We start from the raw sequence: 13312 nt of genomic DNA, 5'->3' as shown, positions 1-13312 counted from the left end.
GGCGCCGCACCGTGCGGGCGCACGCGTGAACGCGCCCGCCGGGGTCGTCATGGCCGCGCGCACGCCGTCGTTCGACCTCGACGAGTGCACCGGGCACAGGACCGTGCGCTGGGAGGACGGCGAACGCGTCGGCGAGGAGCCGATGACCTGGGACACCTACCACGACCTCGCCTCGGTGACGAAGGTCCTGGCCACCACGACGGCGCTCATCCGCCTGGTGTCGGACCGGCTGGTCGACCTGGACGCGCCGCTGAGCGCGTACCTGCCGCGGTCGTACGAGGCGATCACCGTGCGGGACCTGCTGCTGCACCGCGGCGGGCTGTGGGAGTGGTGGCCGCTGTACATCCAGCGGCAGCTGCCGCCGCCGCGCTACCGTCCAGGCCGCGCGCGGCACTACTCCGACCTCGGCTTCATCCTGCTCGGCCAGGTCGTCGAGTCCGCCACCGGGCTGCGGCTGGAGCGGGCCGTGGCCGAGCTGGTCACCAGGCCGCTCGGCCTCACCTCCACCACGTACGCGCGCCCGGCCGGCGCCGAGGTGGCCATGAGCGCCCTGGACGACCGGGTCGAGATGACCATGCTCGACACCGGCCGGCCCTATCCCGTCCCCTACCGCAGCACCGACTTCGCGCACTGGCGGTACGAGCCCGTGATCGGGGAGGTCGCCGACGGCAACGCCTGCCACGCCTTCGACGGGGTCTCCGGGCATGCCGGGCTGTTCTCGACGGTGCCCGACCTGCTGCGGTACGGCATGGCGCTGTCCCGCTACGAGGAGCACGACGACCTGTGGCGGCCCGAGGTCGTCCGGGAGTTCTTCGCCCCGGGCCCCGACCCGGAGCAGGCGCTCGGCTTCCGCAGGTACGAGCTGGACCTGGCCGGCGAGAGCGTGAAGGTGCTCGGCCACACCGGCTACGTGGGCTGCGCGGTCGGGTTCGTGCCGGGCCGCGACGTCGCCCTGGCCCTGGCCAGCAACCGCCTCCTCGTCGAGGGCGCCCCGGCGCCGACCGACGACCTCTGGACGGGCCTGCTCCAGGCCACCACACAACGATCGAGGACAGCATGACCCCGCTCCTGGAGATCCGCGACCTGTCGGTGGCCTTCCGCACCCGCAGGCAGGACGTCACCGCCGTCAAGAACGTCTCCATGCGCATCCTGCCCGGCCAGACCGTCGCGGTCGTCGGCGAGTCCGGGTCGGGCAAGTCGACCACGGCCGCCGCGGTCAACCGGCTGCTGCCCGACAACGGCCGCATCACCGGCGGGCAGGTCCTGTTCGACGGCCGCGACCTGGCCAAGGCCAGCCCGCGCGAGATGACCGCGATCCGCGGCGCGGGCATCGGGCTGGTCCCGCAGGACCCGATGTCGAACCTCAACCCGCTCATGCGCATCGGCGACCAGATCGCCGAGGCGCTGGAGGTGCACGGCGTCGCCGCCGGCAAGGCGGCACGGGCGCGGGTGACCGAGCTGCTGGAGATGGTCGGCATCCCCGACCCCGAACGGCGCGCCGGGCAGTACCCGCACGAGTTCTCCGGCGGCATGCGGCAGCGCGCGCTGATCGCCATGGGACTGGCCTGCCGGCCGAAGCTGCTCATCGCCGACGAGCCCACCTCCGCGCTCGACGTGACCGTGCAGCGGCGCATCCTGGACCAGCTCGAACAGCTGACCGCCGAGATGGGCACCGCCGTCTTCCTCATCACGCACGACCTGGCGCTGGCGGCCGAGCGGGCCGACGTGGTGGCCGTCATGTACCAGGGCGAGATCGTCGAGACCGGGCCGGCGGCCGGCATCCTGGCCGAGCCCGGGCACGAGTACACCAGGCGGCTGCTGAAGGCCGTGCCGAGCCTGTCGTCGGTACGGGTCGCCGAGCCGCCGCGGCCGGCCGAGGACCTCGTGGTGGTCGAGGGGCTGCGCAAGGTGTACCCGATCAGGGGCAGCGCGGAGGAGTTCACCGCGGTGGACGCGGTCTCGTTCAGCATTCCGCGCGGCCGTACCGTGTCGATCGTGGGCGAGTCGGGCTCGGGCAAGTCGACGACCGCGAACCTGCTGCTCGGGCTCGACGACCTCACCTCGGGCAGCATCCACTTCGACGGCACCGACATGACGGGGCTCGGGCGGCGCGAGCTGTTCGCGTTCCGCCGCCGGGTGCAGCCGGTCTTCCAGAACCCGTACGCCTCGCTCGACCCCCGCTACACGGTCGAGAAGTCGATCGCCGAGCCGCTGCGCGTGCACCGCGTCGGGACGGCGGCCGAGCGCAAGAAGACGGCGGCCGAGCTGCTGGAGAAGGTGTCGCTGCCGGCGTCGATGGGCGAGCGGCTGCCGCACGAGCTGTCCGGCGGCCAGCGCCAGCGGGTGGCGATCGCCAGGGCGCTGGCGCTCTCCCCCGACCTGGTCGTGCTCGACGAGGCCGTCTCGGCGCTCGACGTGCTCGTGCAGGCGCAGATCCTGGAGCTGCTCGCCGAGCTGCAGCGGGAGCTGGGGCTCAGCTACCTGTTCATCAGTCACGACCTGGCCGTGGTACGGATGATCTCGCACGCGGTGCACGTCATGCGCTCGGGGCGGATCGTGGAGAGCGGCACGGCGGAGGAGATCTTCGACCATCCCGGCGACGACTACACCCGCGAGCTGCTCGCCGCCATCCCCGGCAGCGGGTAAGTTGGAATGTCCGACTTACCGGTCATCGGAGGTGCCCGCCATGCCCAGGGAGTGCTCGATCGCCAACGCGCTCGGGGTCGTCGGCGAGCGGTGGAGCCTGCTGGCCATGCGGGAGATCCTGCTCGGGGTACGGCGCTTCGACCAGATCGCCCGCAACACCGGCGCCAGCCGCGACGTCCTGACCGTCAGGCTGCGCAAGCTGGAGGAGGTCGGGCTGCTGCGCCGCGAGCTGTACGAGGAGCACCCGCCCCGGTACGAGTACGTGCTGACCGAGGCCGGCCAGGCCCTGCACACCGTGCTGCTCACGCTCATGGCCTGGGGCGACCGGTACGTCACCGAGGGCCCGCCGCCCACCGTGTGGCGGCACCGCTGCGGCGAGATCATGGAGCCGGTCACGGTGTGCGCGAGCTGCCGTGAGCCCGCGCGCGCCGAGGACATGACGCTCGTCAGCGCCGCTCAGCGGGAGGCCGGGTGAGGATCTTACTGGTCCAGCCGCCGCGGTGGTCCCCCGACGGCCACGCGAACTTCGACGCGATCGAGCGGCTCGTCGCCGAGCATCCCGGGACGGGCGACGTGCTGCTCCTGCCCGAGCTGGCGGGCGCGAGCCTGCCCCGTGACGCCTACCTGGCCAGGGTGCGCGATCTCGCCACGGGGGCCGGGGCGGCGGTCGTCGGCGGGTCGCACTACGACGGCGCGATCAACCGGGGCGCGGTGTTCGGGGCGGACGGCGAGCTGCTCTCGGAGTACGACAAGGTGCACCCCTACGGTCTGGAGCTGCGCTCCGGCGTGCGGCCCGGCCGGCCGGGCGACGGGTTCGAGCTGGGCGGGCGGCGGCTGCACGTGCTGCTCTGCGCCGACCTGTGGTATTCGGCCAGCCTGGCCGGGCGTGACGGGCTCGACGCGGTCCTGGTGCCCGCCTTCTCGGTGACCCGATGGGACGGGCCCGCGCCGGCGCGCGAGCTGTGGCAGCACATGAGCGTGGCGCGGGCGTACGAGTTCATGACGTACGTGGCGGTGAGCGACTGGCATCACGAGAGCACGTATCACGGGCATCCGTGCGCCGGGGTCACCGGCTTCGCGAACCCCTGCCCGGAGACCCGCACGGGGTTCTTCACCGGGCCGCCCGAGGCGCCCGTCTCTGCGCACGACCTCGACTTCGGCCGGCTGGACGCGTTCCGGCAGGACCGCACGGACCGTGGCTTCCGCGAGGGGCTCTCCGGAGGGCTGACAACCGGGTAGGTGGCCTATACCGTCGCAGGCAGTCCGCTGAGGGTGGTGCGCGGTGCGGTCGTGGGCGGAGGAGCTGCCGGTCGGGCGGGTGGTGCGGCTCGACGCCGGCCCGGACGCGCTCGCCCTGGCCGTCGACCCGCTCCCGGAGAGCGGGCCCGCCGTCGTCACCTACTTCGCGGCCGGGGCGTCCTCGGTCGGGGAGGTGGTCGAGTCGGTGCTGCGGGAGCTGGATCGGGCCGCCATCGCCCTGTTCCCGGCCTGGCTGCCGGGGGCGGCGGGCACCGAGGGGCCCGGCGGCGTCAACCTGCCCGCCGTACGCGCGCTGGCGCTGCGCCGGGCGGCGGCCAGCGAGCACTTCGGCCCGTTCCTGGCCGAACTGGCGGAACGATCGCTGACCTCCCCTCCGCAGGCCCTGGCCGCTGCTCTGGAGGCGCGTGGGGCGGGGCCGATCACGGCGAGCGTCTTCGCTCCTGAGGTGCGGGCGGCCGGGCTGGTCCGGGTGCTGGCCGACAGCTTCGGCAGGCGGCGGGCGGCGATCCTGGTCCGCGTCCCCGACGGGCTGGGACCTCGGGCGCAGGAGGTGCTGGCCGGGGCGTGCGAGTGGCTGGCCCAGCGGAGCGCGGCCGGCGTCTGGCTGACCGGCGCACCCCTGGACGCGATCGACCGCATACCGACGGTATCGGTGCACCTGGACCCGCCGAGCGGCGGCCACGCAGGAAGCGGTCACGCGGGCGGCGGGCTCGTAGGTGGTGGGGAGCCTGGTGTTGGGGAGCCTGGTGGTGGGGAGGTGCTGACGCGGGCGACGGCCCCGCGCCCGCCCGCCGTGGGCTATCCGGCCGTCGCCGGGCGGCCGCATCCCGGGAGCCGCAGCGAGCAGGCCCTGGAGGCGGCACTGACCGCGTACGCGTGGGCGGCGGGCCGGGCGTGGAACCAGACCTACCACCCGCACCCGCTGGCCGCCCCCATCCGGGTGGACCTGATGTGGGAGCGGGAGCGGTGCGTGGTGGAGATCGACGGGCCCGACCATCGGGGAGCCGCCAAGTTCGCCGACGACCGGCAGCGGGACGTCCGGCTACAACTGGATGGTTACGCCGTACTGCGCTTCCCCGATTTCCAGGTGTTGACTGACATGGACACCGTAATCCGCCAGATCGGGCAGTTCCTGCGGGGCCGCCGCGGGACGGAAGGATGAGCTATGCCAGACAACGGGCTGTCGCTACCCGAGTTCTCCGCCCTGGTGGTGCTCGCCGTCGAAGCGCGCGAGGTCTCCAACACCGAGCTCAAGGAGCGTCACAAGCTGACGATCGACGGCGAAAGACGGCGCAAGCTCAACGAGCTGAAGCTGGTCGAGAGCCGCAAGCCGGGACGCGCCTTCGTCCACGTGCTGACGGACGCCGGGTGGGCCCGGCTGGCCGAGGACCTGCGCACGGGCACGATCCCGCCGCAGACCGGCTCGTCGGGCGCGATCGCTCGGGCCCTGCTCGGCTGGCTGCCCCGGTTCATGCGGCGCACCGACCAGCGGCTGGCCGAGGTGTTCCAGCCCGATCCCCAGCCCGACTCCCAGTCCGGCTCCCAGCCCGGCTCCCAGCCGGGCGACGAGTCCGGCCGGCAAGCCGGCGAGTTGCAGGGGCGCATCCGGGACGCCTACGCCAGGCTGGCCGCCAAGCCGGGCGCGTGGGTGAGCCTGGCCGGCCTGCGCCCGCTGCTCGGCGACGTGCCGCGGGCCCGCGTGGACGAGGCGCTGATCCTGATGGAACGCCTCCCCGACGTGAACCTCGTCCCCGAGTCGAACCAGAAGACGCTCACGCCCGGCGACCGCGAGGCGGCGGTGATCATCGGCGAGCAGGCCAAGCACCTGCTGTGGATCGGCACACCGTGAGCGCCGGCGGGACGCGGGACCTGGCCGCGCTCAGCTTCAACTACACCGAGGGCGCCGACGACGTGTGGCGCCGCTCGGCGTACCACGTGGAGGGCCTGCACGGCGCGTCCACGAAGATCCTGCTCGACGGGCTGTCGGCGGCCGCGAGCGGGCACGACGCCAGCCCCATCGGCGTGGTCGTGCAGGGCCAGCGCGGCACGGGCAAGACCCACCTGCTCGGCTGGGTACGCGAGCGCGCCCAGCGCGAAGGCGGCTACTTCGTCCTCGTCGGGCTCCTGGACGCCAAGGGATTCTGGGAGAGCACCGTGGTCTCCGTGCTGGACAGCCTCTGGCGCCGGCGCGAGGACGGGCAGGTCCAGCTCACGGTCTTCCTCGACCGGCTGGCCTCGCAGGTCGGCGTCTCGCGGATGGTCCGGCGGGCGATCACCGGGAAGAAGGCCGTCTCCCGGGAGGAGCTGGACGCGTTCGTGGCGGCGCTGCGCCGCTACGACGGGCAGGTCGGCAGGGACAGCCAGGACGCCGCGCGGGCGCTGGTGCTGCTGGCCGGCCCCGATCTCGGCCTGCAGGACGTGGGCGAGGCGTTCCTGTCGTCGGCGCCCGAGGGCGAGCCGGGCGAACGCGCCCGATGGGGCGTCCGCCAGGTCGGCAGGACGCCGCAGGAGATCGTCAGGGACATCTCGCGGCTGCTGGCGCTCACCGGGCCCACGGTCATCGCCGTGGACCAGATCGACCCGCTGATCGCCCAGTCCTCGATCCCCACCCAGGGCGCCGTCCGCGACCGGGGTGAGGCGCTGATGATCGAGCGGATCGCCGGCGGGCTGATGGCCCTGCGCGAGGTGACCCGCCGGACGCTGACCGTGGTGACCTGCATCCCGAACACCTGGACGCTCATCGAGAACGTGGCGGTGGACACGGTGCAGGACCGGTTCAGGCAGGCGGTCCAGCTCATGACCATCCCGGACGCGCACACAGCGCGGGCTCTGGTCGCCAGGCGCTTCGAGGTCCAGTACGGCGCCGCCGGGATCGTGCCCCCGTACCCGACGTGGCCGGTGCGGCCCGAGGCGTTCGAGCAGGCGCCCGGGTTCACGCCGCGTCAGCTCCTCATCCGGATCGACCGGCACGTCCACGCGTGCCTGACGGCCGGTGAGGTCACGGAGCTGAGGGGGTTCGGCACGCCGCGCACCGAGCCGGGCCCCGTCGCACCCCCGGCCGCCGCCGCGTCTGACACGGCGGCCGGGTTCGCCGAGCTCGACGCGCGGTGGGCGGAGCTGCGGGACGGCGGGCGGGCGCCGCTGATCGACCAGGTCACCGAGGACGCGGAGATGCCCGCGCTGCTGTCGGCCGGGCTGTCGGCGTGGATCGCCGAGCAGGGGGCGCCGGGGCTGGAGTTCAGCGTGGACCCGCCGCCGAGCTCGAAGCCGCCGCTGCACGCGCGCCTGCGCAGGACGCTCGACGAGGCCAGGGAGGACGAGGTCCACTGGGCCTTCCGCGCGGTCACCGCCGAGCACGGCAACGCGGCGCTGAACCGGGTGCGCAAGGCGTCGGTCGCGGCCGGGCTGGACGCGGAGGTGCCCAAGCGGCGGCTGTTCCTGCTGCGGAACCTGCCGTGGTCGAAGGGGAACGCGACGCAGGCGGCCATCGCGGCGTTCGAACGGGCCGGCGGGCGGACCCTGCGGGTGAGCGAGGCGGATCTCCGGGTGCTGGCGGCGCTCAAGCTGCTGCTCGCCGGCAACCCGCCGGGCCTGGCCGCCTGGCTGGCCGCCCGCAGACCTGCCGGGGAGGTGACGTTCCTGCGCGAGGCCCTGGCCACCGCCTGGAGCGTTCCCGGCACTCCGGGCCACCCCGGGGGCGCGCAGGCGGTCACGCCGGGCCACCCGGGCAGCGCGCAGGGCGGCGTGCCGGGTGGTCCGGAGGGTGCGCAGACGCTGCCCGCGGGCGGTGCGTGGAGCGCGCATCATCGCGGGTCCGCGGGGTTCGCGACGCGGGCGCCGTACCTGTCCGTCGGCAGGAGGGCCGCGGACGGCGCGCCCGTGAGCGTGGCGCTGGAGGCGCTCAGGAAACACGTCACGATCTTCGCCGGCTCCGGCTCGGGCAAGACCGTGCTGATCCGGCGGCTGATCGAGGAGTGCGCGCTGCTCGGCGTCTCGGCCGTCGTGCTCGATCCCAACAACGACCTGGCCAGGCTGGGCGAGCCGTGGCCGGAGCCCCCTCCGCACTGGGAGGACGGCGACGCGCGCAGGGCCGAGGAGTACCTGGCGGGCACCGACGTGATCGTCTGGACCCCCGGGCGCAGGGGCGGGCGGCCGCTGAGCTTCCAGCCGCTGCCCGACCTCGCGGGCCTGGCCGGCGATCCCGACGAGTTCGCCGAGGCGGTGGAGGCGGCGGTGGCGTTCATCGTGCCGCGCGTCAGGCTCGACGCCAACACGGGCAAGGCGCAACTCGGGCAGGCCGTGCTCAGGAAGGCGCTGGCGTACTACGGCCTGAGGGGGGCGACGAGCCTGAAGGGGTTCGCCGCGCTGCTGTCCGACCTGCCGGAGGGCGTGAGCGAGCTGGCCGGCGCCCCGCGCATCGCGGCCGATCTGGCCCAGTCGCTGACCGCGGCGATGGACAACGACCCCCTGTTCGGCGGGGCCGGGGAGCCGGTGGACCCCGGAATGCTGGTGAGCCCGCCCGAAGGCCGGCGGGCCCGCGTGTCGGTGATCAGCCTGGTCGGGCTGCCCGGGCTGGAGCAGCGGCAGAGCTTCGTGAGCCGGCTGCAGATGGAGCTGTTCGTCTGGTTCAAGCGGCATCCGGCGCAGGACCGGCCGCTGGGCGCGCTGCTGGTGATGGACGAGGCGCAGACGTTCGCGCCGGCCGCCGGCGGCTCGGTCGCCACCCGCAGCACGGTGCTGCTCGCCTCCCAGGCCCGCAAGTACGGCCTCGGCCTGGTCTTCGCCACCCAGGCCCCCAAGGGCCTGCACAACCAGGTCCCCGGCAACTCGGCCACGCAGTTCTTCGGCCTGCTGAACGCCCCGATCCAGATCGCCGCCGCGCGGGACATGGCGCGGGCCAAGGGCGGCGACGTGCCCGACGTGTCACGGCTGAGCGCGGGCGAGTTCTACGTCGCGCTGGAGGGCGGGGCGTTCGTCAAGGTACGCGCCCCCATGTGCCTCACCAGCCATCCGAAGTCGCCGCTGACCACGGAGGAGGTCATCGAGCGGAGCCGGCCGGGGATCAGCGGGCCACGCCTGGCGTGAGCGCGCGGAGGGGGAGTGCCGCGCACGGCACTCCCCCAGCGGTCACAGACTCAGGTACGGCGTTCAGCGCACCGCGTAGGCGCGGATCACCTCCTGCGACAGGGTGTTGCCGTTGACGTCGGAGGCGTTCAGCCGCAGCGAGACGAAGCCCGACGGCGACCTGTCGATCGTGGTCTCGTAGGCGCGGTCGCCCTTGTCACGCAGGCGGGCCGGCTTCCACGTGGCGCCGTCGTCGTAGGACACCTCCAGCGCGACGTTCTTGATCGCGCTCTGCGCCGCGCCCTCCTGGTGGTAGAGCGACAGCCCCAGCTTGCGGGAGCTCGCCTGGTTCTTCAGGTCCGTCGGAGCGTCGAACGTGGCCAGCAGCAGCGGGATCACCGTCGTCTCCGCGGCCCGCTCGGAGCCGAACGTCCACACGCCCTTGGTCCTGGTGGACAGCTTCGCCCACTCGGCCTCGTTGCTCAGCGTGTACTCGATCCGGTACGCCGCCTTCTCCGGCACGAGCGTCCCCGACGCCGCGGGCAGGTAGTCCGTCTGCCACAGCAGCGCGTCGCCCTGGTAGAGCCGGAAATCGGTCTTCATGCCGTGCTCGAACATGCTGGTGTAGGTGTCGCCGTAGTTCTGGTCGGCGTCCACGAACCCCTGCATCGAGATGCGCAGCCGGTCGCCCTCCCTGCGCATCGGGTTGCGCGGGTTGATGCCCGGCAGCAGCGGCTGCTTGAACACCGTCCTGCCGACCTTCTCACCGACCTTGTACGGGCGGAACTCCGGCGAGGACATCCCGATGCGCGGCGTGTCCGGGTGCGGCCACATGGCGTTGTAGTGCCGCTCCGGCGTGACCGCCGACGAGCTCCACCGCAGCTCGGGGTCGGGGGTGACGTAGTCGACGCGGGTGCGCGGGGTCTTGGCCATGGGGTGGTTCGTGGAGACCACGGCGGTGTCCCACGGCTCGAAGACGAAGCGGGTCTCGTTGACGGTCACGTCGTCGGCGAGCTGGCTGTGGAAGCCGGTCTCGATCCTGGCCTGCGCCTTCGCGCGGACCACGTACGTGAGCGAGTCGCGGACCCGGCCCTGCTCGCGCAGGTACAGGTCGTAGAGGTACGGGCTGGCCACAATGCCCTTGGCCACGATCGGCACCGGCAGGCGGCGCAGCCGCTCGACCAGCTTCAGCCCCTGCTCGTGCGTCAGGCGCACGGTCGGGACCGTGAGCTTGACCTTGTTGCCGCCGGTGGTGACGTCGGCGCCCGGCTGGTCGCTGTAGACGGCCACCATCTTCGCCCCGGCGGCCGCCGCCGCGTTGGACTGGGTGGAGACCGGCACGCCCTCCGTGCGGCGGATCACGGCGAGCTTGCCGCGCAGGTTACGCGCCTTGATCTCCTCGGCGCTGCCTCTGCCCGCGTCCACCGCCATGAGGAGCTGGGTGCCGTCCAGGCGCGGGTACTCGGTGGCGAAGTCGCTGAACTGGACCGGGTCCACGTATTCGGGCTCCAGCTCCAGGCCGAGCGTGGAGAAGGCGATCTCGGGGGCCTTGAGCCGCCAGCGGGTGGCGACGGTGAACCTGCCCTTGGTGACCTTCCTGGTGGGCTGGACGAACAGCCGCTCCTCGATCTGCCCGCCGGGCGAGATCGTGGTGCCGCCGCGCAGCGCGGTGCCCTCCGCCCCTGTGCGGTACCACATGAGCGCCGCGGCGGCTCCCGTGTTCCGCTTGGTCTTGTGGTCCGGGGTCTCGACCTTGACCTCGACGGCCTTGCGGGCGTCGAGTACGACCTCGGTGTTCCCGGTGATCTCCATCTCGGGGTCGCCGAGCAGGCTCTCGTTGAGCGGCTTGCCGGAGGTGGTGCTGTCCTGCGTGGCCGGCATGGTGAAGATGTGGCCGAGCACGGAGTAGGTGCCGGGCTTGACGAGCAGGCAGGTGCCCGAGCCGTACTTCTGGTCGCTGCACGGCTGGGCGGGGCTGCCCGGGAGGACGCGCCCGACCAGGGTGCCCTCGTCGAGGTTCAGCACGGTGAAGCCGCCGCGGCCGGTGCGGCCGTCCCTGGCGATGCCGCGTACGCGCAGCTCGACGCGCTTCTCGTCCACGGTGCCGGTCAGCAGGGTGCGTACGGGCGCGCCGCCCGCGACGGCGGCGGTCAGCTCCTGGAGCAGCCGGCCCGGCTTGTCCGCCTTGATGGTGACCTTGACCTCGGCCTTCCCCGCGGCGGGCACCGTGAGCGTGGCCGGCTCGACGGTGAACCCGTCGCCCGTGGTCAGCGTCAGCTCGGCGGGCGTCTGGCCGAGGTTGTGGTAGCCGACGGTGAGGCTCTTGGCCTCGCCCAGGGTGAGCTTGCCGAAGGCGGCCGAGCCCTGCGAGGCGACGACCGTGCCCTTGAGCGCGGCGGCCACGTCGATCCGGCCCGCGCCCTGCGCGTCCACGTCGATGTCCTGGCCCGGCTTGGCGCTGGCCATGAGCAGCGACTTCAGCTCGCCGCCGGTGATGCCGGGGCGGGCCTGGCGCAGCAGCGCCGCCGCGCCCGCGACGTGCGGGGTGGCCATGGAGGTGCCGGACATCGCGACGTGGCCGCCGCCGGTCTTGGCGGCGTTGATGTTCACGCCGGGGGCGGTGACGTCGGGCTTGACGGACTCGTCCGCCACGATCGGGCCCCTGCTGGAGAAGACCGCGAGCTTGTCCTGCTTGTCCACCGCGCCCACGGTCAGCGCCTCCGGGGCGTCGCCGGGGGTGCCCACGCACTGGTCGCAGCCGTCGTTGCCGGCCGCCACCACGAACAGCGTCCCGTACTGCTTGGTGAGCTGCGTGACCGCCTCGGTGAGCGGGCCGCCCGCCTCGGGCGAGCCGAGGCTCATGTTCACCACCTCGGCGTGCTGCTCGCCGGCCGCCCACTCCATGCCGTCGATGATCCAGGAGAGCTGGCCGTAGCCCTCCGCGTCCAGCACGCGGCCGTTGAGCAGCTTCGCGCCGGGCGCCACGCCCTTGCCGCCGCCTTCGGAGCCGGCGCCCGCGATGGTCGAGGCGACGTGGGTGCCGTGCCCGTGGGGGTCGCCCGTCGCGTTCTCGCCGGTGAAGTCGCGCTGGCCGGCGACCTTGCCCGCGAGGTCGGGGTGCGTGCCGTCCACGCCGGTGTCGAGGACGGCGACGGTCGTGCCGGCGCCGTCGTACCCGGCGGCCCACGCCTCGGGCGCGCCGATCTGCGGGACGCTCTCCTGCAGCACCGGCTTCACCTTGCGGTCGAGCCAGATCTTGGACACGCCGGCCAGCGGCCCGGCGGCGCGCGCCTGCGGGGCCGTCGTCGCCAGCTTGGCCAGCTCCGCGCCGAACGCGGGCGCGTCGGCCGCGTTCACCGTGACGCCCGCGCCGCCGATGCTCTCCAGGGTGCGGAGCTGCTTGACGGCCGGGATCGCGGCCTTCGTGGTGTTGCCGTCATACGTGAAGATGAGCGGGATCGCGGCGCCGCGCGTCTGCCCGGCCAGTGCCGTCACGTTGAACAGGGCGCTGTCGAGCCGCTCGGGGACCAGGGTGGCGACGTCGTCGGGGATCACGCTCACGTCGCCGCCGGACTCCAGCACCTGGAACGTCGGCACCGAGCCGTCCGCCCGGGGCGCGGGGGTGACCGTGACCGCGCTGTGCTCGCCGTCCACGGCTCGCACCTGCACCTGGTCGCCGGTGATCAACGTGATCTCACCGCTCGCAGCGCCGTTTTCCGGACCGCTCGTGAACGTCACGGGTGGCGCGGTGTTCGCGTGCGCGCCGGGAATCGAGAGCAGCGAGGCGGTCATGGCCACGGCGACGGCCGGCACCATCCCTCGCCGCCATCGTCCCGCTCGCCCCCATCCACGCGGTCCTAACTCACGCAGCCCTGACTCCCCCAGCATGACGACCTCCAGAATTGGTAAGCACAACTACCGAATTCCTAGTCATCTGAGCTGCTGTTGTCTATGAGGTTGGTGTGGCTAGATCCCGACTTGTCGTGAATCCGCCAACCGGCCTGCGGGGTCCGCGCGGCCCGGATCCGGGGTCGCCGGCGGGCCCCGCGCCGTACCGGAAACCGCTCCTTCCCGAAAGGGGATTCGCGGGAAAAGGCCATTCCGCGTACGCGGTCGCCGCCGCGGGATCGGTGCCGCCGGACGAATTGGCGGCACCGGGAAAGGCCGCTGCGGCCCGGCCGAAAATGCGCCCGCCGCCCGCTCGCCGAATAGATGACCCGCGCCGCGCCGGCGGCGTACGGGGGCCCGCCGACCGGCGTTTTCCGGCCCCGGTACGTTTCTCCGTGACGACCGTGTGCGGCATGCACGAGAATCGCCATCCGGGGAAGGTGAAGGAACGACT

At 73.2% G+C, this 13312-nt stretch carries 8 protein-coding genes; 7 read left to right on the top strand and 1 reads right to left on the bottom strand.

Annotation, left to right across the window (positions count from 1 at the left end):
• The first annotated feature begins 25 nt into the window (after positions 1 to 25).
• From ABEA43_RS24860 to ABEA43_RS24830, 7 genes are read left to right on the top strand one after another with little or no spacing between them, the layout of a single operon-like run.
• Positions 26 to 1060, top strand: coding sequence for a serine hydrolase domain-containing protein (locus ABEA43_RS24860; RefSeq protein WP_345565305.1), 1035 nt, complete (start codon positions 26 to 28; stop codon positions 1058 to 1060).
• Positions 1057 to 2646: an ABC transporter ATP-binding protein gene (locus tag ABEA43_RS24855; RefSeq protein WP_345565304.1), complete on the top strand. Its 1590-nt coding sequence runs from the start codon at positions 1057 to 1059 to the stop codon at positions 2644 to 2646. Before ABEA43_RS24860 ends, ABEA43_RS24855 begins: the two co-directional genes overlap by 4 nt.
• Before the next feature lie 40 nt (positions 2647 to 2686).
• Positions 2687 to 3121, top strand: coding sequence for a winged helix-turn-helix transcriptional regulator (locus tag ABEA43_RS24850; protein ID WP_345565303.1), 435 nt, complete (start codon positions 2687 to 2689; stop codon positions 3119 to 3121).
• Positions 3118 to 3885, top strand: coding sequence for a carbon-nitrogen hydrolase family protein (locus ABEA43_RS24845; protein ID WP_345565302.1), 768 nt, complete (start codon positions 3118 to 3120; stop codon positions 3883 to 3885). The genes ABEA43_RS24850 and ABEA43_RS24845 overlap by 4 nt, the downstream gene beginning before the upstream one ends.
• A gap of 43 nt (positions 3886 to 3928) precedes the next feature.
• Positions 3929 to 5068, top strand: a complete 1140-nt coding sequence (locus ABEA43_RS24840; RefSeq protein ID WP_345565301.1) for an endonuclease domain-containing protein — start codon at positions 3929 to 3931, stop codon at positions 5066 to 5068.
• A 3-nt stretch (positions 5069 to 5071) separates the two neighbouring features.
• On the top strand, positions 5072 to 5755 hold the full coding sequence (locus ABEA43_RS24835; RefSeq protein WP_345565300.1) for a hypothetical protein: 684 nt from the start codon (positions 5072 to 5074) through the stop codon (positions 5753 to 5755).
• A complete protein-coding gene (locus ABEA43_RS24830) occupies positions 5737 to 8991 on the top strand; it encodes a helicase HerA domain-containing protein (RefSeq protein WP_345565299.1) in 3255 nt (1084 codons plus the stop codon). Before ABEA43_RS24835 ends, ABEA43_RS24830 begins: the two co-directional genes overlap by 19 nt.
• Positions 8992 to 9054: 63 nt before the next feature.
• Here ABEA43_RS24830 and ABEA43_RS24825 read toward each other — a convergent pair whose 3' ends face one another.
• The gene (locus ABEA43_RS24825) at positions 9055 to 12786 is read right to left on the bottom strand and encodes a S8 family peptidase (protein ID WP_345565297.1); all 3732 of its coding nucleotides are present in this window, start codon (positions 12784 to 12786) and stop codon (positions 9055 to 9057) included.
• Between the last annotated feature and the right edge of the window lie 526 nt (positions 12787 to 13312).

The sequence above is a fragment of the Nonomuraea rosea genome (assembly GCF_039539705.1).
GTDB classification, from domain to species: domain Bacteria; phylum Actinomycetota; class Actinomycetes; order Streptosporangiales; family Streptosporangiaceae; genus Nonomuraea; species Nonomuraea rosea.
Note: the sequence above shows the minus strand (reverse complement) of the source record. Positions and strands in the feature narration are given on the sequence as shown.

Coding starts and splice junctions, on each gene's coding strand:
- ABEA43_RS24855 (WP_345565304.1), top strand. CDS start 1,057: ATGACCCCGCTCCTGGAGATCCGCGACCTGTCGGTGGCCTTCCGCACC.
- ABEA43_RS24850 (WP_345565303.1), top strand. CDS start 2,687: ATGCCCAGGGAGTGCTCGATCGCCAACGCGCTCGGGGTCGTCGGCGAG.
- ABEA43_RS24835 (WP_345565300.1), top strand. CDS start 5,072: ATGCCAGACAACGGGCTGTCGCTACCCGAGTTCTCCGCCCTGGTGGTG.
- ABEA43_RS24825 (WP_345565297.1), bottom strand. CDS start 12,786: ATGGTGCCGGCCGTCGCCGTGGCCATGACCGCCTCGCTGCTCTCGATT.